Consider the following 21,622-nt stretch of genomic DNA (forward strand, 5'->3'; position numbering starts at 1 on the left):
CACATGGCACGCACTGTAGGCGTACATCAGCCCGCCACCTACCTTGCCACATTGAGTGACGCTTGCCTGGATCGCACTACTAACATCAATGGCCCACGTAGACCGCGATGCAAGACGACACTCCATACCGAACTCCAATGTCTGAAGCAATCGCTTTCGGCACAGGTGCATAACGTCCCACCATGTACTACGATGCATATATGTACTTTCTAGAGGCTATGATGTCACCGTCATCGGACCCGCGGCGCCTTGCGTTATCGCTCGCATCTCACTTCGCATCGGCCGGACTCACTCAAAATCAGCTTGCTTTGTCTATTGGTGCGAGTCAATCACAAGTAAGCCGCATCCTCTCCGGTCGCATAGTTCGTCGCACCAAATTGTTGGACAAGCTATGCATTTATGCAAATCGTCGACTAAACTTCGGCCGAGGGCGCGATGTGCGCCGAAACGCAGAACTCATGTCTGCGCTCACCGACGTATGGGATGGCAGTGATGAGCACGCCCATGCGCTCGCCCACGTCATTCGCAGCCTGGCGGAGTTGGACGAACTTCGCGAACGATTCGTCAGAAAGGAGGGAAGGCGCTGATGATCATTGTCGAACCAATGCCCAGTGAGCTCGGAGTCGCACACGCGGGGCGGATCTCATACCTCGCAGGCTTCTCGACGCTCGCTCATTTTCGCCAGGAAACGCTCGGCAAGTCACGAAATCACCGCAAACGTGACGAATTCAGGCAGCCATTCAAGGTGATCGCGGCCCGGCTCGGAATCGATCCCGAGACCTATCTGGCAAAGCACTCGCTGCTACCCTTTTTCTACGCCTGCCCATCGCACAAGAAAGAGTCTTACCGCTATCAAGATCTCGTGAATGGGTGGTTAAAGCCCGCTGACGGGCCGCTTCTGAAGAACCTTCGGTTCTGTCTGGAATGCGCCCGACAAGACGCACTTGATGCTGGTATCGATTGGTGGCGGCGGGAGCACCAACTGCCCGGCGTTGATGTTTGCATCCATCATTGCCAACCGCTCAACCTCGTACAAGACGACAGAGCCGCAGAGCGATTGCCCAGTTACTACATAAGAGACCGGAGATACGTTCGCGAAACGAGTCCTGACAGCGATGACGAGATCGTAGCAAGGTACCGGGCACTTGCCGTTTCTCTGCTAGAACGCCGCATTGAGCCTTCACATCTTCGAGTCCGCGTCGGACAGCGGTGCATTGAATACGCGATCGGGAGGGCCCGGAAACATCGTTCGTGCTCAACATCGCTTAGTCGTCACGTTCGGTCGCGGTTTCCACATGGCTGGCTGCAAAAGCATCGTCCCACGTTGCTGCACCCCGACTACGCGGGGCGCGACCTGATGATCGATGCGGCATTCTCCGGTCAGGGGGCTCCTGGGACGGCGATCGTGATGGTGCTTACATGTCTATTCGCCAGCATTGAAGATCTGAATACAGAACAAGTGGTACCTCGCACAGCGAATCGATCCGCTCAACCTTTAGTTCAAACCAACGCGAGCGATACGGCGCATGGATTCGCTAGCCTATTTGTTGCCATGCAGGGCGATTGCCAACGCATAGCTCACGCGATCAGCTGCTCGCACGATACCGTTTTGCGCTTACGACGTCGCTTTGGCCTGCCCGCCGTCCCGCGTTTGCTAACTGCAGCGCACCACGTGGCGTTTGAGAGAATTCTCAGAGCCAGCGACGTGGATCTGGCGCACTGGGGCATGGCAATGCGCCGGTACTGGGAGTCCCGGTCCTCCAGAGGAAGTAGTGGTGCAGAACTGGCAGAATTCCTGCGGATCAGCGGAGCTTAGTTCCAGAGTGCTTACGTGTCCTCGGAAAAGATAGAGTCGAAAACGCTGTGAGGGTTTTATGCGATTACGCGCCTTCTGCTCAGCAGTATCCGGTTTCGCGCGCAGGGCATCGAGAATCCCACTCAATCATCAACAGGCCGCCCAAACCCGCATGGTTAAAGGATTTGGCTGTTATCGGCATAGGCCTTTACCGTCGCTTTTACCGTCAGGAAAACACGCCCTTTTCTGGCACGGGATTCGGGACTATTTGCAGAGTGTCGACCTATCATCAATCAGCTTCAATCATACCGAATAGGCGACAAGACTTCCGGCTCTTCTGCACAGTGCTCTCCAAGGAATTGCCGGTTAGCACGAGGCTGGGTTGTCAGCTCGTTGGAACGCCGTAGCGCTTGAACAGAGCCTCGAAGAAGACCTTCACGTCCGCCTTAGCTGTGGGTGCCTGCAACTCCGCTGCCCCAAAGCGAAAGACTTCATATCCCGCGAGCTTAAGTTCGCGGTCGCCTCCGACCATCTGCGCATAGCGTTGCACGTCGGCGCTCCCCGCGCCGTCCGCGTAGTGGTGCTTGCCGTCCACTTCGATGACGACCCGCACGCCCTGCGGTAGCAGCAATAGGAAGTCCATCCGAAAGCGCAGAAGCGCATCCGGCCCTCGCTCCTTGACCGTGCGTGGGTCCCAGTGAAGCCAGACTTCCGGCAGCAGTGCCGGCAGGTTCGGCACGGCACTGCGGAATCCCTCGAAGAATGCATCGAACAGCAAGGACTGCGGCGGGGAATTGCGGGGCAAGCTGGCCTTGAGACGCGCGTACAGCAAGCGCTTGGCCTGCGTGGCATCAGCGATCTGCTCGGTATCGCTCCACCACTGCTGCAGGTCGTTCCAGCGCAGTCCGTCGTTGCCGATGGGGCGGTCATAGACGAGCACCTTATCAGCATTGGTGACGATCTCGATGTCGTTGTCCAGCGCGTCGCGGAAACGCAGGTCAGGTTTGTCGGGTGAGGCGAAGATAAGATTCTTCGGCCGACCTTTGATCGCCGCGTACAACGAGACCATCGAAAAGACCGGGTAGCCTCCCTCTGAATCCGTCTCGCGCAGCTCGACGCCGCAATTGTGCAGCGACTCGTTGACACAAGCGACGAAGTGGCGTTGCGCTACCTCGTCGGGGCGCACATCGGCCGATGCCAGCCCCTCAAGAAACAGCGCAAAGCGTCGATCGGAAGCATCATAGGCGCCCAACTGGTCGAACAGCGTTTCGGCCGGCCAATCCTCTGGATTGCGATGGACGTGCTGCTGGATCTCCGCGTGCAATCCCTCGGGCTTGCCGCCCAGCCAGTTCATCCAGTCATCGGCATCCAAGATCCACAACCGCTCCAAAAGGTCGTCGAACCTGCGAGCATCTCCATACAGCTCTTCGCTGTTGAGTCTTCGAGCGACTTCGCGCCGATACCGTTTCGGGATCGGCGGGCACCCACTATCGCGCCAGAGAATGTCTTGAATCTGGTTGCGTGTAGTGGCATTGGGCGGGTGGCGCACCAGCAGCTTGCGTGCAACCGCGGGCAGGTCGGCATCAGTTATCGCCTCGAAGCTGGCGGTCATGCGCTCACGCTTGGAGCCGTCAGTCGCGGGCGCGGGCAACCCCAATTCTTCGCAAAGCATCGGCAACATGGTATGGGTGCCGGCGTCTTTTAACCCCGTGATGAGCGGCTCCAACAGCGAACGAAGTTGCGCGTAGTCCATCGGATAAGACTCGACCTCGCAGCATCATGGCGCGCAGCAACGCGTCGATCTGACCGAACGCGTCCTGCTGCCTCTGTTCGGGCGTGCAATCGCCCAGCGCGTGCGTCTTCGACGAAACGCCTCACACAGGAGGGCCCGTATCCAACGCGGCATTCGCTCAGGGAAGCGCACGATTCATGTGTGCGCACATGACTAGGCTCAGGGACAACGCAACGTGTTTAACTGCACGGATTGCTGAACGGAACGAGCTTTTCTTGTGGTCGTCATGAGTCTTCATAGGCACCTCCTCGGTGAAATCAAGGTTGAAATCCAAACCAGCCTGAACGTTCTTACGAGCCTGGTATGTGCCCAACACATGAACCGCGAAGTGGGTGCTCCCCAAAGACAGTTTGTCTTCCCTCAGCGAACGCCTGCAATGCAGGTTGATTCATCGCCAACCACACAGAATACACCGCAGCGTGCCGCTATACAAGCCTCTGCAAGAAGTGCCGGGATGCGTCGCCGACAGCGATAGTCCTGCGCCTCCTCGCCGTCCGCAGGCTCAAGCGCAACATATAGTCCGGCTCGCCGCTTGGGGGCGAACCGGACACAGCGCACGGTCAACCCAATGCCAGCGTGGCTATCGCTTGTAAGTGATCGAGCACGCCTATATCGACGAAGACGCTACTCTGCTTCGACGAAGATGCGCGTCACCGACGAAAACGGCTGCCATTTCGGCACCCATGACTCAAGTTGTCCATCCTCACGAAGCCAATGATGCGCAGCACCTGGCAACATAGCCGGGTCCAGCGGAATCTTGGAGTTAGGATTGTGATAGACATCCATACCTTCGATCCATGTTTCGGTGTACTGAGGCGAGTTCACCTCATGTGCGAACCTTTGAGGCATCTCCGAGTTCGAATCCGGATTTGCAGCAGTGCCTTCACGCACTAGTCTCACCCGCTTTGATCCAAACCCGGCAAGAACGCCCATCCGGTTAAATTTGGAGATAGTTGCACTAGCATTGGCGATGACGGCACTGACGTTCTCCGCCCCAGGTTGAGAGAAGAAACCCGACGCGATCTCCTTCCTTCCCCAAACGTGCGTCGAAATCTTCGTCGGAGTTATTACGAGGCCGCCGTCAGCGCCCTTAGCCCAATCCCATACCGTTCCATATAGATAGATTGGTAGCGCCGTTCTACTCATCAGCATTGACATGGGAGCGTGAAAATCCTGGATGGCGAAGGCCAGCGGTCTCCCCTGAACATATTCCTTTTCCCAATACCTCTTCGCCAGCTTCGTCGTCAGAGGGCCTGCATATCGGATCGGCATGTACTGCCGTTGAAAGACTTGAATTTGTTCTTCCGTGTCTTGTAGTGGAGGTGGAACCAGTTCCCCCTTTTCATTCCGACTCGGATTGACGGTCGTCGCTTCTACACACAACTCTCCAACGACGCTTCGTGCGCAAAAATCAGGCATAGGAAACGCTTTATCGAATGTATTACCGGCCTCTACCAGCGTAGCGAACAGATAGAGTTCCCATAGCCTCGCATCGAAACCCGTGGTCTGGAATTGCTCGATAAAATTTCCATCCGCGTCCTCATACCACCGCATCATGGGTTTTATCAGATCAACTGCGGGGGAGTATCCTTCCGACGAACTTATCGTGGCGAAGTCACGATTGAGCTTTTCAGGTACGACGACGGGGGCGAAAAAATCAACAGGCCTCCCCCTCTCGTCGCCCTGCGCACGCTCCTCTTCCAAGTGAGCATAGATCTGCGATACCTCCTCGGATGCAGCGGCGATACTCGCTTCGAGTGCTTCAAAGAAGCCTGTCATGCCGACCCATCGGTAACGCTCTTTCAGATCTTTCGCCAAAAGCACTGCTGAGTAATCTCCATCTGCTCTATCTCGGACAATTACGACGAGTACGGCCTCCTCATGCGCTTGAAACCAATGCACCTCCTCGCCGAAGAGCATTGCTTCCGGCTGCCGGCAATATGCAGCTAGTGCTTCGAAGCGAATTCTCGCGATTTCTTGCATGCCCCTGCCCCGTTGTAACGATCGACTAATTATCCCCGTCATTCCTTTTCTTCGGAAATACGCGATCAGCGGCAATGAAAGCCTCCAACATGTGCGGGATCGGCGTCGCGGCATCAACCGCTGCCGCCCGAATGCGACCTGGCTGTCGTAACGGCCTATCAGACGTGAACCCTGTGGGATCAGCAGGTAGTGCGCGGTCGCGCGGTGTCGCACAGCCAAACGGTAGCTGCCGGCAAAATCGCGCACCGGCAGGGAAACGGCATCGGGAGAAGGAGTTAGAAAGAGAGAGTTGCGACATGATCGGCTCCGGTTCGAAATCGGGCGGGATTACCCGGAACCGACCGCCCACGCCGCAGCGCAAGCAGTCAGGGGGCGAAGGCGCAGCCACAGACGGCCGCCCGGACGCCAGCGCGCAAGGCAGCCCTTGAGCGCGAGGACGACGCGGGTAGGTTGAAAAAGCAAGGCCGGCACCCACGCTCGCGACCACAGCCCGGGCAAGCGGAACGCGCAGCGGCCATGCCGCGGAGGCGTTAGGGATCAAAGCCGGATGGCCGGAATTCGGCACAAAGCCCAGGGCGCAGGGCGCAGCCCGCGAGCCCGACGGCGGGACGCCGGGACGCTGTATCGAGGTCGCACGGCCCGGACATTGGACGATGACCAGACTGTCACCGCCACTTGCGTTGGATTCATTCGCCAACTTCACCTCGACTTGTGCGACAATACATCTAGTCCGAACATGAATTTTAATTTTTTTATATAAATCAATATATTAACTAATTTATGGGCGAAATGAAAGAAGAGCAATCAGATTTAGCCCAGATAGTCCGCCTGGCTCTGGCCGAGCAGACGGAAGACGTGCGCCTGTTCGCTGCACGGCTGGTCCGCAAGTACCGTGGGACGGCGCCCGACCTAGCCGAGCAGCTTGAGCTATTCCTGAAGTCGAAGCCGGCGCGCAGGGTCTCCCCAATGCGCAAGCTGTCGCCCCAGCCGTCGGCGACCCAAGCCCTGCCGGTCGACGACGAATCCCGCCTTTCGCTCCTGAAGGTGTTTAGGGACGAGCCGACGAAAGACGCTCCGCTACTGTCCTGTGATGTCGAGGATGCGTTGGGGCAACTTATCGCTGAGCGCCGCCAGAGCGACCGACTACAGGCCATGGGGCTGACGCCGACCCGCTCGGCCATCTTGGTAGGACCGCCCGGGGTCGGAAAGACACTCACGGCCCGCTGGCTCGCCGCGCAATTGAGGGTGCCGCTGTACGTGCTTGACCTGACTGCCGTGATGAGCAGTCTGCTGGGCAAGAGCGGCGTCAACCTGCGGGCGGCCATCGACTTCGCCAAGCGCGAGCCCTGCGTGCTGCTGTTGGACGAGATCGACGCCATCGCCAAGCGGCGCAGCGACGACAGCGACGTGGGCGAGCTCAAGCGCCTGGTCACGGTGATCCTTCAAGAAGTCGACGAATGGCCCGCCAGCAGCGTATTGCTGGCGGCCACCAACCACCCGGAGCTGATTGATCCGGCGCTGTGGCGCCGCTTCGATCTGGTGGTTCAATTCAAGATGCCCGATGAACAGGCCGTCAAGGAAGCCATCACGCGTTTCTTGGGACCGGACTACGCCCTCTTTGCCCGTTGGATCGACATCCTGGTGTTTGCATTCGCCGGGCACTCGTTCAGCGACATCGAGCGCGATGTACAGCGTTTCCGGCGCGCCGTGGCCCTGGGCACGACTACCGACGCCGATCTGGTCGAGGACTTCATGAAGGCGCGCGCTCTGGCGCTCGACAGGCAGGGCCGCATCGACCTGGCAGTGATGCTGGCCAAGCAAACCCGCCTGTCGCAACACGCGGTCTCCGACATCACTGGCGTGAGCCGGGACACGATTCGCAAGTACACCAATGACACGCCTGCGGCACGAAAGACCACGCCCCGGAGAAAGGCTGACGCATGAGCCAAACCAATTTTCTGATCGGTCGTGGCGAGTTGCTGACCCACGACATCGTCGGCCCGAGGCGCATGCCTGGCAAAGCTGAGGTCTACACCTTCGCCCAAGCGCGGGAACGGTTGGCTCCCCAGTTCCGCAGTGCTGCGGAAGCGCTGGACCAACTGTCCACTGACGCCTGTCCGGGCGACTTCGCGGTGGCCCGGCTGATGATGAACCCCAGCTTCATCGCTCGCTCCTACTTCCCGACCGCACTGTTGCGCAGCACGGGGCTGGAGTCCATTGGCAGCCGCACCGTCAAGGTCAAGCCGCAGGCTTGGACCCGCAAGGGGCAGCCGCAGGAGACCACGACGACCGAATTGTTCGTCGCCGGCAAGCGCAAAGCTTTCCGTAGCCTCTCACATTGGACGGAAACCATCGACGCGGAATCCGACGAAGGCGACGACCTGGCTCACATCGAACGGTTCGCCGCCTTCGCGCCGCCGGACCGCATCGTGAGCCTGGGCGGCCCAAAGGATCGCTTTTTCGAGGTGGGCCTACATCTGTTGCCGGACGAAGACCCGGCCCTGATCCAGAAGGCTTTCGTGAAGTTCGCCCAGCGGGATGGCGTGAAGGTCCATAGTGAAGTCGATTTCGTCGCCGGCAACCTGTGGTTCGTGCCGGTCGAAGGCAAGCAGCGCGAGGTCGAGAGACTAGCCAGCTTCGCCTTCGTCCGGGTGATCCGGCCGGTGCCCAAGTTGCGCGGCATCCGCCCCTTGCAACGCAGCGGCGGGCCTGCGGTGGCGTGCAGCCTTCCCATCGAGCAGCCCCTGTCGTCCGAACCTCGTGTCGCCGTCCTGGATGGCGGTCTGCCGAAGCACCACCCCATCGGTCCCTGGCTGCGCTCGTACCGGAAGCTCGACGAAGACGCCGACGATGACCCGGATGGCCCGGAGCACGGCCTGGGCGTGACATCGGCCGTGCTGTTCGGCCCGATCCAGCCGAGCGGAACGGCCGGCAGGCCCTTTGCACCGGTGGACCATTTGCGTGTGCTTGACCAGGAATCGGCCGGTGAAGAGCCGTTGGAGTTGTATCGCACGCTCGGTCTCATCGAACAGGTCCTGCTGTCGCGGTCCTACGAGTTCATCAACCTGAGTCTGGGGCCGGACCTTGAAGTGGAGGATCAGGAAGTTCATGCCTGGACCTCCGTCATCGACGAACTGCTCAGCGATGGCGACACGCTCATGACTGTGGCCGTGGGCAACAACGGAGAACGCGACCGCGAACTTGGCTACAGCCGCGTGCAGGTTCCATCGGACTGCGTTAATGCACTCGCGGTCGGTGCGGCCGATGACACCGGCTCGGACTGGGCTCGCGCACCCTACAGCGCGATCGGGCCGGGCCGCAGCCCCGGCGTAGTCAAGCCGGACCTGATGGCCTTCGGCGGCAACCCGGCGTCCAAGTATTTCCACGTCCTGGCGCCGAACGCGAAACCGGTGCTGACGCCACAGCTCGGCACCAGTTTCGCGGCGCCGTACCTGCTGCGCAGCGCGGTCGGTATCCGGGCAATCCTGGGCGGCAACCTGACACCTCTCGCCATCAAGGCCTTGCTGGTCCATGCGGCCGATCCTGGCGAACATGACCCGACCGAAGTGGGCTGGGGCAAGATTCCCGAGGACACCCTCGACATCATTACGTGCCCGGATGGCGTGGCTCGGGTGGTCTACCAGGGGGAGCTCAAACCCAGCAAATACCTGCGCGCCAGCCTGCCGCTGCCGAAGGAAGGGTTAACGGGCAATGTCCGACTGAAAGCCACGTTCTGCTATGCATCTCCTACCGATCCGCAGGATGCCGCGGCCTACACCAAAGCTGGCCTCGAAGTTGTCTTCCGGCCTAACGACGAAAAGATCAAGGATGGCAAGAGCAACGCGGACACCAAGGGCTTCTTCGACTTGAAGAAATTCGCAAGCGAACAGGAACGCCGCTCGGATCAGGGCAAATGGGAAACCGTGCTGCACGGGGCCAAGACCTTCCGTGGTTCCAGCCTCAAGAACCCTGTGTTCGACATCCACTACAACGCCCGCGACGGTGGTGGCCGGGCCGCCGGTGCCGAAAAGATCCGCTACGCGCTGATCCTTTCTGTCGAGGCGCCCAAGCACGCCGATCTCTACAACGACATCCTGCGAGCCTATGCCAAGACGTTGGTGCCGATCCAGCCGCAAGTGTCGCTGCCGATTAGGGTCAAGTAATTCATCTATCTTTATATTGGCGTCACCAGATATGGCCAACGACCGTTCCAGACTTATTCCGGTCCGTCATGAGCAGGCGGTCGATGAGTCTTTCGGATCTCTCTGCGGAGGTGAGGTAGTCATTCCAGCGACAGCAGATCACCAGCACGAAGCTTGGCGATTTCCGATTTCCGGCTTCTCTTGCGACTTAGTCATGCAGGGGCATCCCTCGAAACAGAAATGTGGGGTGTTCGCATGACCAACGGAAAAGAACAATGCACACACGAGAACCTGACTCGGCCGTAGAGGCCCTCGATGATCGCTCTCTGCTGACCAGGCTGACGCGCACTGACTGGGAGCATGACCCACTGTTCATTTCCGATGAGCAGGTCTTTCTCATGTTCCGCCGTGCTCGCGATGCTGGAAACGAGAGCCGGTTAGGAATGCTGTCAAGGGTGCTGTCACGGCGCTTACTGAGCCTCGCTAAGGGCTTCGCAGTGCGCAGCGGCATCTACCCCGGAAGCATCGGCAACTTGGACCAAGCCGCGGAAGAGTTGTCCCAGTATGTCTGGGAGTGCCTGGTCACGCGGCCTGGTGACGCAGCGCACGCCGAAAAGCTTTTTGGGCAGTTGTTCAAGCGTCGCGCACTGGACTTCCAGCGACGTTTGCTGGCCAAAAAGCGCAATCTCCAGGACAGCCTGGATGCCATGGACCGCTCAGACGAAGACGACGATCCCGACAAGACCATTCGCAAAGTGTCCGCGCTTCGGCAGCCCGCGACGCCAGCCGACGCCCTGGCCACCAAAGAAGAGCACGCGCAAGTTGTGGCCCGCCTCCAGGCCCTCCTAACCAAGCGAGAGCTCTTTGTTTACACGATGCTCTACGTCGAGGAAATGCTGGTCAAGGACATCGCTACCGCGCTCGGGGTCACGCCTCGAACCGTCAATACATACAAGAACAGCGCCCTCGACAAGGTCGAAGAGATGCGGAAGGAGTTCAAACGATGACATCACCCACCCGTAAGCTTTCACTCGAAGAAGTTCTGGACGAGTTCTTCTTCTCCGCTGACAAGCCATCACCCGCCATGGTTCTTCGCGCCTGCGAAGCCCACCCGGAATATCGCGAGGACATCCTCGAGTTCTCGGCACTCTGGTCGTCATACGAGGCCTCACCCGATGTCGCAGCTGCCGACGTGCAGGAAGTCTCTGACGAGTCCGTATCGCGCTTGCAGAGCTTCGTGCTCAATCGGCTTCACGAACTGCACCAGGGTTCTGCCTCCAGTTCGCAAGCTGAGGCTGCACGCAAGGCCGTCGAATCGCTCGCAGGGAAAAGTCTGAGGCAAGCTGCCGCCGCAGCTGGCCTTGGTGCTTCCGCACTGCTTCTGACGAAGGTTCTTACCAAGAGCATCGTCAACGTCCCCACCAAGGTTCTTCGCGACTTGGCCGCGCACCTCAATGTTACGCTTGCCGGACTTCAACAGTGCCTGGGACCATCTTTGGCAGGTGCCAAGAGCTTCAGAGCCAAAGGAATTCCAAACACCTCTGCTCAGGAAACTTGGGAAGCTGCAGTACGTTCACTGTCGGTCAGCGACGAAGAGAAACAGCGCCTGCTAGCTCTACAAACCAGAGAAGGTGACTCGTGACCCCGTTTCACACAGCTCGGGAGGCCGCGACTCAACTGAGGCACCAGCTGTTCGCCGACGCGGCGACATCGGGCATTCCATCGAACCAGGTCATCGACGCCGTAGCGGCCGAAAACGCCGAGGACTTCGACATTTCTGACGCGGAACCTGATGACGAAGCTCTCGGGACCGCTGATGCCGTTCTGGTCCGCAAGTTCCGACAAATCGTCGTACGTAACGACGTGCCGAGCGGCGAACGCGCCTTCCTCGTCGCACACGAGTTCGGCCACTGGAAGCTTCATCACGAAGGCCACGAGGGCTGCCACAAGGTCGTTGATTCGACCTTGAAGCCTGAAGACGGCGACACTTTCGGCGCCCAGAAAATTGAAGCCTATGGCGCTCGCGAGCGAGCCGAACTCCAGGCAAATATCTTCGCCAGAGAGCTTCTCCTTCCGCGCGCGGTGGCCCGTGGGCTCTTTCTCGCCGGAAAGACTGCGACGCAACTCGCGCAAGATCTAGACGTCCCCCTGGAGTTGGTTCGGCAACAGTTGCTCGATGGTTTGCTTCTTCCCGAGCCACCTGAGAGCAGTGATGAGCCGCCCCAGCCCATCACGCCGACCAAGGACCAGATAGCGGCAGCCACATCGTCGGCCAAGACCTCCCTGGTGGTAGCCGGGCCTGGCACCGGCAAGACAGCTACGCTCCTCATGAGGGTGCAGCATCTACTCGCCGAGGGAGCCAAGCCCGAGAGTTTGCTGTTGCTGACGTTTTCAAATCGGGCAGCGCGAGAGCTGGTTGATAGACTGCAGGAGCTGGGCATCACGAACGCCCATGACATCTGGGTCGGCACGTTTCACGCCTTTGGCCTGGAGTTTTTGCGCAAGAACCACGAGCAGTTCGGGCTGCGACCGCGCTTCGGCGTCGCCGACAAGATGGCGCAGATTGCGGTTCTCGAGCCCCACATCTACGGCCTCGGCTTGACGGCGTTTAATCCGCTTGGCGACCCTCTCGACTGGCTAAAGGACGTCATCTCGACAATCCAGCGAGCCAAGGACGAGCTTGCAGATGCATCCGAGTTTGCCGATGCAGTTGACCAGTCGGCGCCCGACACCTCGGATGAGGCGCTGGCCAGGCAATACGATGTCGTCAAGCTGTACAGGTGCTATGAGTCGAAGATGCAAGCCAACGGCAGCCTCGTCGACATGGGCGACCTCGTCATGCTCCCTGCCCTTGCGCTGAAGATGGATTTCGCCAAGTACACCTCGAGTGTCGGCCGGTTCAAGCACATCCTTGTCGACGAGTACCAGGACGTGAACCGGGCAAGCGCCCAGCTCGTGAAGGCACTCGCCGCTCACGCCAAGAGCCTCTGGGTGGTCGGGGACGCGCGGCAAGCCATCTACCGATTTCGCGGCGCGTCCATGCGCAACATCGTCCGCTTCGGCGACGACTTTCCAACCCACACGACGTTTCCGCTTAACGAGAACCGACGCAGCTTCGAAGAGGTCATCCGCGTCTTCGAGCACACAGGCCGCGAAGGCAATCCTCTACAGATGATGCTGCCGCTCGATGACGTGGGTTCCGCGCGTGGACACAGTGGCATCAAGCCCCGTCATGTCCAATGCGCTACCGACGACGTCGTCCGCGGTGAGCTCGCAGCCAACGTGCGTCGCATCCATAACTTGGGCGTGGCATACCGGGATCAAGTCATCCTCGCGAGCACCCACGAAACCTGCAGCACTGCAGCGGACTCGTTGAATGCAGCCGGCGTTCCTGCCCTGCATCTCGGCGACATATTCCAGCGGCCCGAAATCAAGGACCTGCTGGCGCTCCTACAACTCTTCATAGACCGGTCAGGAAGCGGCCTGCTTCGAGTCTCACGCCTCCCAGGCCTCGAGCTGCCGCCTGCGGATGTCGAAAAGCTGCTTGGTTGGTGCAAAGCGAATCGACCAGTGCCCCTGTCTTGGGTTGCCGCGCCGCCCACTGGGCTGTCCAGCAAAAGCACGGCTGCTCTGAAGCGGTGGGCAACTGCTTTCGACGGCCTCGCGTCAGCGGATTCCCCTTGGGAAGTCGCCTGCCAGCTGCTGCTGGACCGGACCGACATTCTTCGCGCCCACCTCGCTGGTAGCAGCATCCTCGACATCACCCGTCATATCGCGCTCTGGCAGTTCATCTACTACCTGCGCGTGCCAGATGGTGGGCGGGTGTATCAGACCGTCGGCAGCTTCATCACTCGCCTGCGCCGCCGCCTGCGCGTCGGTGATGACCGAGAGCTCCGCATCCCGCCTCCGGAGGCGGACAGTCTCGATGCGGTAGCCGTCATGACAATTCATGGAAGCAAGGGCCTCGAGTTCGAGGCGGTCCATCTTGTCGACATTGACGCCAAGCATTTCCGAATGGGCACGGACTCCGACCTGGTGCCGCAGTCCCTGTTTCAGTCCATTGCGCCCATCGAGAATTTCGAGGAGCAGAGCGAGGCGTCGAACAAGCTGTACGTGGCGCTATCTCGGGCTCGAGAGCACCTGGTTCTCTATGAGACCAAGGCCATGTACAACGCCGCGTGCGTTGCGGCCATCACCGGTGCCGCGCATCTATTCGAGCGAGTTCAAGGCAGGGCCACCGTTTCCAAGGTGCCGGCGTCGCCTTCTGGCAGCAGCCCTGTGGCCCCTCCTGCGGCATACGAGTTCACGGGCTTCTTGTCCTATCGGGTGTGCCCGCGGCGGTACTACTACGACTTCATCAAGGAACTGAGCCCGGCAGCGGGACTGCACCCAGCCGCCCTGATCGAAGGTGCGGTCATGCGCGAGCTGTTCGCTCCATATGGCGAAGAGCCGGGTGAGCCGCCTGCGGAAGTGGGAAAGGTGCTGGCGTCCCTTGGGCCAGCCTTCAAGGACTCAGTGCCACATTTCAGGGCCTACGCGGACCAGCTCCTACGCTCTGGTCGTGCATGGCTTGGCGCCCGGCGCGCAGCTATGGCAAAGCCGTTCGACATTGAGTGCGCAGGCGTCCCGCTACATGTCTCGCCTCACCGCATCACCAAGACAAACTCGGGGTCAGTGGTCAAGATTGAGTTCGTTCGCGTCAAGCCGTCGGGCAAGCTGTCGCGGCAACACAAGACTCTCAAGTGGGTGCTGAAGTACATGGCCGAAGCTTACCCACGGTACTCTTTCCAAGGCAGCATCTTCGTGCTGAGCACAGGCACCGAGGAGTCCGTTTCCCCGTACGGCCGACTACCGGACGACTTTTTCCTCGTACCGATTGCCCAAGCGCTGATGGCTGGCAATTTTGACGCCAAACCGAATCCTTGGGAGTGCCCGAAGTGCAGGCATTTCCTGCACTGCCCCGCCTAGGTCGAGCCGGTCCACGCACTTCCGATTTCCAGGGCTTCCTGCGACTTACCCAGCATGAGCAGCGCATCCCGCGCAGCTCACCTAGCTGGAAAAGGAAGCAGAAATGTCCACCCGTGTTTACATCCAGTCGGAGTTCTTCTCTGACATCAAGTTCGTCGAAGTCAACGACGAGGCCACCGTCGCCGAGCTGAAGCACGCCGTCCTTGCGCTGCTGCCGGCCGGCACCGACGCGTCCGATCTGACTCTGTCGGTCGAGGACGATGACGACGACGCCCACGGCCGCGACACCCACGTCAAGCATCTGAAGAAGGAGCACGGTGTGCGCATCCACCTCCACCGCTGCAAGCAAGTGGAAGTGCAGGTCCGCTTCGGCGCCGAGGTCGTGCACCACAAGTTCCGCCCGGCGACCACCGTCGGCCGCGTGCGCCTGTGGGCCGGCGAGAAGCTGGGCATAGCGCCCGGCGACATCGCCGAGCACGTCCTGCAGATTGCCGGCACAACCGAGCAGCCCGACGTCGACGTCCACATCGGCACGCTGACCAAGTGCCCGCAGTGCGCGGTGACCTTCGACCTCGTGCCCGCGCACCGTATCAACGGCTAAGGGGCGAGGTATGGCACCGGATGAGCAATCTCTGCGTGCCGACCTCGCGTCGGCAAGCTTTCTCTCAGGCGAGGACCGCAACCGCTGGCAATTCAAGAAGCTGGAGTGGCCCTTCGTCTACATCAACGTCATCGCCCGCGACCAGCGCGAATACACGCTGCGCCTGAACTGCTGCGGCTTCCCGACGACGCCTCCCACGGGCACGTTTTGGGACCTGTCGACGAACAGCAAGCTGTCGTTCGACAGGTGGCCCCAAGGCGGCGAGCGCCTGCAGCTGGCCTTCAGGCCCAACTGGAAGATCGGGGATGCGCTCTACATCCCCTGCGACCGAGAAAGCATCGTCGGTCACGACTGCTGGTTCGCCCAGTACCCGCAACTCATCTGGAAGCCCGCCAAGGGCATCAGCCACTACCTGGAGGTGGTCCATGACCTTCTTCAAAGCCGCGACTACGCCTGCGCCCCTGCTTGAGGTGCCGGCCACGCTCTGGGCGGAGGTGATGGAGCACCTGCGCGCGCAAGGCGGCGGCGTTCGCGAAAGCGGCGCCTTCCTCCTTGGGCACAAGACCGACGCCGGCCGGGTGGTGATGCGGTTCGTGCCCTACGAGCAACTGCAACCCGACGCATTCAGCAACGACTACGTGTCTCTGAAGGCCGACAGCTTCGCCAAGCTCTGGGAGGTCTGTCGCGCTCAAGGCATGACTGTCGTGGCCGACGTGCACACGCACCCCTTTGGCCCTGGCCAGAGCCGTTCTGACCGCGCGAACCCGATGGTCGCCCTGAAGGGGCACATCGCCCTCATCGTGCCGCGGTTCGCCAAGGGCGACCCGCGCCCTCGCGACCTCGGACTTTACGTCTACCAAGGCAACCACCAGTGGCTGTCGCACTCGGGTTCCGATGTCAGCCGCATCCTGCGACTTACCGATGCTGGAGTTTTTCAATGACCGATTTCAACGCCGATTCCATGCACCGGCTGGCCAAGATGGCCTTGGACTCGGGCGAGGTCGCCTCGCCCGAGGAGGCCGTGGCGCTGTTCTCGCGCTACAGGCTGCGCGTCCATCTCGGCCAAGGCTGGGCCAGCACGCTCGCCGGCCAGGCCTGCTTCTTGACCGCGCTGAACACGGCCGCGCGCGCCTTCCTGGGCGGCGTCGAGGTCTACGGCGATCTAGCTGTTGTGCTCGACGTCCCGTTGTACCAAGGGCGCAACGCCCGGGTCGTCGCCGAAGAGCTCGATGCCAAGGTCACCAACAACGCCACCTCCGACCTGCCGACGCTCGTGCTCGGGGCCGCCCCTAACGGCGCGCCCCCGGCGTTCTGCGTTCAGCTCCGCTGGGACCACTGGCGCTTTGAGATTGCACCCGCCTCTGCGGGCGGCGGGCTGACCTGCACTGATGACAACCCTCTCGCGGGCATCGGCGCCGCTGCGCTGGGAGTCAACGAGGCTTTCATGCACGTCCGTGGTGACTTGGCTGAGGCCGGGCACCGAAACATCGGCATGTCGCTCTGGAACCCGCTCGCGGTCGTCGACTGGCGCGACGACGCACACAAGGGCCCCGAGCTCGCCTACTTGCCGAAGTCCTTGTGGCTCGTCGGCCTGGGCCATTTGGGCCAGGCCTACGCATGGACGCTGGGACTACTCCCATATCCGGTCGATGGTCGCCCACACCTGGTACTCCAAGACATCGACAAGGCCGCCAAGTCCAATCTCAGCACCTGCTTGCTTCTGTGGGCGGCGGACCTGCTCAAGCCCAAGGTCAGGGCGGTGGCTAGCCGGCTCGAGGCCGCAGGCTTCACCACCGCGCTGGTAGAGCGCCGTTTTGGCCCAGGGCATCGTGTCATGGTCGACGAGCCGACCACGGCCCTCTTCGGCGTCGACAATGTCGCCGCTCGTCGAGACCTTGATTCGGCCGAGTTTTCGCTCGTCGTCGAGGCTGGGCTGGGCAGTGGGTATCGCGATTTCCGGAATATCCGGCTGCACACGTTCCCGGGACTACGCCGTCCGTCGGAAATCTGGACGGCGGAATCTGCCGCGCAAGCCTCCGTTGAGTTGAATGACACCTACAAGAAGTTGGCTGACGCGCGCCAGGACATCTGCGGAATGACGCTGCTGGCCTCTCGCGCCGTGGCCACACCGTTTGTCGGAGCGCTAGCGGCGGTGCTAGCACTGTCCGAGGTCATGCGCCCGCTCCACGGAGGCTTGGTTCACGCCGCCCTGGACGTGCAGATGAAGAGCCCGCGCCATCGCACTGGCGCAGCACCAATCGCGTACCAAGGGCTGCAGACGGCCTTTATTCAAGCCAAGAAGCGATTGTCCGGCCGTACCGGGGAGGTCAGGTGAGCAGGCAGCGCTACGGCCGCCACGGGCGAGGCGCCATAGATGAGTTCCCTGTCAAGGGCGGCCTTCCTCTTCCCCCTTGGCGGCTTCGCCGCCAGGTCTCCACGCCCCCCCAATACCACCTACTAAGCAACTCTGATTCCCGATCAAGGAATGCACGAGGCGAACTCAGGCGGAATCCACATGGTGAAATATCCATGACGGACTTTATTCTTTCATGACGGACTTTATTCTCTCGGATCAAATACGAACCTGGCGCAGCGCGCCGCCAACCAAATTACTTGACATCTAAACTATTCATAACTAAATTTATTCGCATCACCACGCGAGGAGCGAGCATGCGCATCGTCTGCATCGGGGGCGGGCCGGCCGGGCTTTACTTTGGTTTGCTCATGAAGCTGCGCAATCCGACGTACGACGTGTCGGTCGTCGAGCGCAACCGCCCTTACGACACATTCGGCTGGGGCGTCGTGTTCTCCGACCAAACGCTCGACAATCTGCGCGCGTCCGACCCGCAGAGCGCGGACATGATCCTGAGCGCGTTCAATCACTGGGACGACATCGACATCCATTTCCGTGGCCGCACGATACGCTCGTCGGGCCACGGCTTCTGTGGCATCGGCCGCAAACGGCTGCTGAACATCCTGCAAGCGCGCTGCGAAGCGCTCGGCGTGAAGCTCGTGTTCGAGACGAACGTGACGAACGACGATGATTACGACGCCGACCTCATCATCGCGTGCGACGGCGCGAACAGCGCGATTCGCCAGAAGTATGCAGACACTTATCAGCCCGACGTCGACGTGCGCGACTGCCGCTTCGTGTGGCTCGGCACGCACAAGCGCTTCGACGCGTTCACGTTCGCGTTCGAACAAACCGAATGGGGCTGGTTTCAAGCGCACGCCTATCGTTTCGACGACGACACGTCGACGTTCATTGTCGAGACGCCGGAAAGCGTCTGGCGCGCAGCCGGCCTCGACGAAATGAGCAAGGAGGACGGCATCGCATTCTGTGAGCGGCTCTTTGCCAAATACCTCGACGGCCATCCGTTGATATCGAACGCAACGCACTTGCGCGGCTCGGCGCAGTGGATCCGCTTTCCGCGCGTCGTCAATCGCCAGTGGGTGCATCGCAAGCCGCGCGCAGGCGGCGGCTTCACGCCTGTTGTGTTGATGGGCGATGCGGCACACACGGCGCACTTCTCCATTGGATCGGGGACGAAGCTCGCACTCGAAGACGCGATCGAACTCGCCGATAGCATCGGCGCTCACCCGCACGACCTCGACGCCGCGCTCGAGCATTACGTGAGCGTGCGCAGCGTCGACGTGCTGCGCATCCAGAACGCAGCGCGCAATTCGACGGAATGGTTCGAGCACGTCTCACGCTACGCGTCGTTCGAGCCCGAGCAGTTCGCGTATTCGCTGCTCACACGCTCGCAGCGGATCTCGCACGAGAACCTGCGCGCACGCGACGCACACTATGTCTCGGCGTACGAGGACTGGCTCGCCACGCGCGCGGGCGTCACCCACGCCAGCGGCACACAGTCGATTCCGCCGATGTTCACGCCCTACTCGGTACGCGGCGTCACGTTGAAGAACCGTGTCATCGTCTCGCCGATGGCCCAATACTCGGCCGTCGACGGTGTAGTCGGCGACTACCACCTCGCCCACCTCGGTGCGCGCGCAATGGGCGGTGCGGCGCTCGTGATGACCGAGATGACCTGCGTGTCTTCCGACGGGCGCATCACGCCGGGCTGCCCTGGCATGTACACGCCCGAACAGCGCGACGCCTGGCGACGCATCGTCGACTTCGTGCACAGCATGAGTGATGCGAAGATCGGCATGCAGCTCGGCCACGCAGGCGCAAAAGCGTCGACACGCGTAAGCTGGGACGGCATCGATCAACCGCTGCCGCAGGGAAACTGGCCGATCCTCTCGGCATCGCCGCAGCAGTATCTGGCCGGGGTGAGCCAATGGTCGCGTGAGGCGAGCTTCGCCGATCTGCGCGAGATCGAAGCCCAGTTCGTACGCGCGGCCGTCATGGCCGACGAAGCCGGCTTCGACTGGCTCGAACTGCACTGCGCGCATGGCTATCTGCTCTCGAGCTTTCTATCGCCGCTCACGAACCATCGCACCGACGAATACGGCGGCACACTCGCGAACCGCTTGCGCTATCCGCTCGAAGTGTTTGCCGCCATCCGTCGCGTGTGGCCGCAGCACAAGCCGATTTCCGTCCGCATCTCGGCGCACGACTGGGTCGAGGGCGGCAATACGCCTGATGACGCTGTCGAAATCGCGCAGGCCTTCAAAGCGGCGGGCGCGGACATGATCGACGTGTCTTCCGGTCAGGTCAGCAAAGCCGAAAAGCCCGTCTACGGCCGCATGTTTCAAACACCGTTCGCTGATCGCGTCCGCAACGAAGCGGGCATCGCGGCGATTGCCGTCGGCGCGATTTCCGAAGCGGACCACGTCAACAGCATCATCGCGGCAGGCCGTGCGGATCTCTGTGCAATCGCGCGGCCGCATCTCGCCAACCCGGCCTGGACGCTGACCGAGGCCGCTCGCATCGGTTACTTCGGCGTTGCCTGGCCCAAGCAATACACGGCCGCAAAGGCTCAACTCGAGCGCAACTTCGAACGCGAGCGCGCACAGCTGAGTGCACCCATGGAGCATGCACGATGAGAATCCGCACACTCGACGACATACATGCCATCGTCACGGGCGGTGGCAGCGGCATCGGGGCCGCGACCGCCGAGGCACTCGTCAATGCTGGCGCGCGCGTGACGCTAATGGGCCGCGACATGATCCGCCTGCACACGCAGCGCGAACGGCTCGCGCCTGACCAACGCAGTGCGATTCACTGCGAGGCTGTCGACATCACGCAAGCCGACGCGGTCGACGGGGCCTTTGAGCGTGCATCGCAAGCGTTCGGCCCCGCCACGATCCTCATCAACAACGCAGGCCAAGCACAGGCTGCTCCGTTCACGAAAACCGACGCCGAGCTGTGGCAACGCATGCTCGACGTCAATCTGACGGGCGTGTTCCTGTGCACGCAGGCTGCCCTGCCCGCCATGCTCGAACGCGGCTATGGCCGCATCGTCAACGTCGCAAGCACGGCGGGGCAAATCGGCTATCCGTATGTGGCGGCGTATTGCGCGGCCAAGCACGGTGTCATCGGGCTCACGCGCTCGCTTGCCCTCGAAGTCGCCACCAAGGGCGTCACCGTCAACGCAGTGTGCCCCGGCTATACGGAAACGGAGTTGCTCTATGCCTCGATCGATCAAGTGATCGCCAAGACGGGCCGTAGCGAAGCCGAGGCGCGTGCGGTCCTGCAAAGCAACAACCCGCAGCAACGCTTCGTCGATCCGCACGAGGTGGCCAATGCGGTGCTATGGCTGGTGCAGCGCGAATCGGCATCCATAACCGGTCAATCCATTTCGATTTCAGGTGGAGAAGTAATGTGACGAATGTCGCACGTTCGGTAGCCAAAAAGAAAACGGCGGCACCCATCGAGGTCGACAACGTCCTCGACCTTGAAGTACGCACGGGTGTGGATAGTCATGCGAGCTTGCGTCTGTGGCTGCGTCTGCTGACGACGACCAATCTCGTGCAAACCGAATTGCGCCGGCGTCTGCGCGCCGAATTCGGTACGACGTTGCCGCGTTTCGACTACATGGCCCAGCTCGAACGCCATCCCGAAGGCCTCAAGATGAGCGAGATCTCGCGGCGCTTGATGGTCACCGGCGGCAACGTCACCGGGCTCACCGATCAGCTCGAACAAGAAGGGCTCGTTTCACGCGACCTAGACCCTAACGACCGGCGCGCATACAGCGTGCGTCTGACGCCAGAGGGCCGCGCGTTGTTCGACAAGATGGCGCGCGCGCACGAGCAGTGGGTGGTCGAGTTGTTCGGCGGGCTCGGCCTCGACGACAAATCGAAGATGCATCTGCGTCTGGGCAAGCTGAAGACCTATCTGCTCGAGACGCTCAAGCGTTGAGCGCCGTGCAATAGAC

Annotated in this window: 15 protein-coding genes; 13 read left to right on the forward strand and 2 right to left on the reverse strand. The window is 61.0% G+C overall.

Going from position 1 to position 21,622, the window contains the following annotated elements:
* The first annotated feature begins 586 nt into the window (after positions 1 to 586).
* Positions 587 to 1,816 carry a TniQ family protein gene (locus D7S89_RS25865; RefSeq protein ID WP_121281732.1) on the forward strand — a complete coding sequence of 410 codons (1,230 nt, stop codon included), beginning with the start codon at positions 587 to 589 and terminating at the stop codon, positions 1,814 to 1,816.
* A 364-nt stretch (positions 1,817 to 2,180) separates the two neighbouring features.
* Here D7S89_RS25865 and D7S89_RS25870 read toward each other — a convergent pair whose 3' ends face one another.
* Both D7S89_RS25870 and D7S89_RS25875 read right to left on the reverse strand, forming a co-directional pair.
* Positions 2,181 to 3,548 (reverse strand): AbiJ-related protein, encoded by a 1,368-nt coding sequence (locus D7S89_RS25870; RefSeq protein WP_121281733.1) that lies wholly within the window; start codon positions 3,546 to 3,548, stop codon positions 2,181 to 2,183.
* A gap of 663 nt (positions 3,549 to 4,211) precedes the next feature.
* A complete protein-coding gene (locus D7S89_RS25875) occupies positions 4,212 to 5,570 on the reverse strand; it encodes a hypothetical protein (RefSeq protein WP_121281755.1) in 1,359 nt (452 codons plus the stop codon).
* Between the two features lie 789 nt (positions 5,571 to 6,359).
* Here D7S89_RS25875 and D7S89_RS25890 point away from each other — a divergent pair.
* The 12 genes from D7S89_RS25890 to D7S89_RS25945 all read left to right on the forward strand — a co-directional run bounded on the left by D7S89_RS25890 (position 6,360) and on the right by D7S89_RS25945 (position 21,606).
* Positions 6,360 to 7,514: an AAA family ATPase gene (locus tag D7S89_RS25890; RefSeq protein ID WP_245983307.1), complete on the forward strand. Its 1,155-nt coding sequence runs from the start codon at positions 6,360 to 6,362 to the stop codon at positions 7,512 to 7,514.
* Positions 7,511 to 9,733 carry a S8 family peptidase gene (locus tag D7S89_RS25895; RefSeq protein WP_121281735.1) on the forward strand — a complete coding sequence of 741 codons (2,223 nt, stop codon included), beginning with the start codon at positions 7,511 to 7,513 and terminating at the stop codon, positions 9,731 to 9,733. Before D7S89_RS25890 ends, D7S89_RS25895 begins: the two co-directional genes overlap by 4 nt.
* 254 nt (positions 9,734 to 9,987) lie before the next feature.
* On the forward strand, positions 9,988 to 10,719 hold the full coding sequence (locus D7S89_RS25900; protein WP_121281736.1) for an RNA polymerase sigma factor: 732 nt from the start codon (positions 9,988 to 9,990) through the stop codon (positions 10,717 to 10,719).
* Positions 10,716 to 11,354 carry a hypothetical protein gene (locus D7S89_RS25905; protein ID WP_121281737.1) on the forward strand — a complete coding sequence of 213 codons (639 nt, stop codon included), beginning with the start codon at positions 10,716 to 10,718 and terminating at the stop codon, positions 11,352 to 11,354. Before D7S89_RS25900 ends, D7S89_RS25905 begins: the two co-directional genes overlap by 4 nt.
* Positions 11,351 to 14,680 carry a UvrD-helicase domain-containing protein gene (locus D7S89_RS25910; RefSeq protein WP_121281738.1) on the forward strand — a complete coding sequence of 1,110 codons (3,330 nt, stop codon included), beginning with the start codon at positions 11,351 to 11,353 and terminating at the stop codon, positions 14,678 to 14,680. The genes D7S89_RS25905 and D7S89_RS25910 overlap by 4 nt, the downstream gene beginning before the upstream one ends.
* 103 nt (positions 14,681 to 14,783) lie before the next feature.
* Complete coding sequence (locus D7S89_RS25915; protein WP_121281739.1) at positions 14,784 to 15,281, forward strand: hypothetical protein; 498 nt, start codon at positions 14,784 to 14,786, stop codon at positions 15,279 to 15,281.
* 10 nt (positions 15,282 to 15,291) lie between these two features.
* Entirely contained in the window at positions 15,292 to 15,750 is a 459-nt protein-coding gene (locus tag D7S89_RS25920; protein ID WP_121281740.1) for a DUF7665 family protein, read from the forward strand.
* A complete protein-coding gene (locus D7S89_RS25925; protein WP_121281741.1) occupies positions 15,707 to 16,222 on the forward strand; it encodes a M67 family metallopeptidase in 516 nt (171 codons plus the stop codon). The genes D7S89_RS25920 and D7S89_RS25925 overlap by 44 nt, the downstream gene beginning before the upstream one ends.
* Positions 16,219 to 17,616 (forward strand): thiamine biosynthesis protein ThiF, encoded by a 1,398-nt coding sequence (locus tag D7S89_RS25930; protein WP_121281742.1) that lies wholly within the window; start codon positions 16,219 to 16,221, stop codon positions 17,614 to 17,616. The genes D7S89_RS25925 and D7S89_RS25930 overlap by 4 nt, the downstream gene beginning before the upstream one ends.
* A 335-nt stretch (positions 17,617 to 17,951) precedes the next feature.
* Entirely contained in the window at positions 17,952 to 20,291 is a 2,340-nt protein-coding gene (locus D7S89_RS25935; RefSeq protein ID WP_121281743.1) for a bifunctional salicylyl-CoA 5-hydroxylase/oxidoreductase, read from the forward strand.
* Entirely contained in the window at positions 20,288 to 21,073 is a 786-nt protein-coding gene (locus D7S89_RS25940) for an SDR family NAD(P)-dependent oxidoreductase (RefSeq protein WP_121281744.1), read from the forward strand. Before D7S89_RS25935 ends, D7S89_RS25940 begins: the two co-directional genes overlap by 4 nt.
* On the forward strand, positions 21,070 to 21,606 hold the full coding sequence (locus tag D7S89_RS25945) for a MarR family winged helix-turn-helix transcriptional regulator (protein WP_245983310.1): 537 nt from the start codon (positions 21,070 to 21,072) through the stop codon (positions 21,604 to 21,606). Before D7S89_RS25940 ends, D7S89_RS25945 begins: the two co-directional genes overlap by 4 nt.
* The last annotated feature ends 16 nt before the right edge of the window (positions 21,607 to 21,622 follow it).

The sequence above is a fragment of the Trinickia fusca genome (genome assembly GCF_003628145.1).
Lineage (GTDB): Bacteria > Pseudomonadota > Gammaproteobacteria > Burkholderiales > Burkholderiaceae > Trinickia > Trinickia fusca.

Excerpts from the sequence above, each read along its gene's own strand:
- D7S89_RS25915 (WP_121281739.1), top strand. The coding sequence starts at position 14,784 with ATGTCCACCCGTGTTTACATCCAGTCGGAGTTCTTCTCTGACATCAAG.
- D7S89_RS25875 (WP_121281755.1), bottom strand. The coding sequence starts at position 5,570 with ATGCAAGAAATCGCGAGAATTCGCTTCGAAGCACTAGCTGCATATTGC.
- D7S89_RS25865 (WP_121281732.1), top strand. The coding sequence starts at position 587 with ATGATCATTGTCGAACCAATGCCCAGTGAGCTCGGAGTCGCACACGCG.
- D7S89_RS25905 (WP_121281737.1), top strand. The coding sequence starts at position 10,716 with ATGACATCACCCACCCGTAAGCTTTCACTCGAAGAAGTTCTGGACGAG.
- D7S89_RS25920 (WP_121281740.1), top strand. The coding sequence starts at position 15,292 with ATGGCACCGGATGAGCAATCTCTGCGTGCCGACCTCGCGTCGGCAAGC.
- D7S89_RS25935 (WP_121281743.1), top strand. The coding sequence starts at position 17,952 with ATGCGCATCGTCTGCATCGGGGGCGGGCCGGCCGGGCTTTACTTTGGT.
- D7S89_RS25925 (WP_121281741.1), top strand. The coding sequence starts at position 15,707 with ATGACCTTCTTCAAAGCCGCGACTACGCCTGCGCCCCTGCTTGAGGTG.
- D7S89_RS25940 (WP_121281744.1), top strand. The coding sequence starts at position 20,288 with ATGAGAATCCGCACACTCGACGACATACATGCCATCGTCACGGGCGGT.
- D7S89_RS25870 (WP_121281733.1), bottom strand. The coding sequence starts at position 3,548 with ATGGACTACGCGCAACTTCGTTCGCTGTTGGAGCCGCTCATCACGGGG.
- D7S89_RS25930 (WP_121281742.1), top strand. The coding sequence starts at position 16,219 with ATGACCGATTTCAACGCCGATTCCATGCACCGGCTGGCCAAGATGGCC.
- D7S89_RS25900 (WP_121281736.1), top strand. The coding sequence starts at position 9,988 with ATGCACACACGAGAACCTGACTCGGCCGTAGAGGCCCTCGATGATCGC.
- D7S89_RS25890 (WP_245983307.1), top strand. The coding sequence starts at position 6,360 with ATGAAAGAAGAGCAATCAGATTTAGCCCAGATAGTCCGCCTGGCTCTG.
- D7S89_RS25895 (WP_121281735.1), top strand. The coding sequence starts at position 7,511 with ATGAGCCAAACCAATTTTCTGATCGGTCGTGGCGAGTTGCTGACCCAC.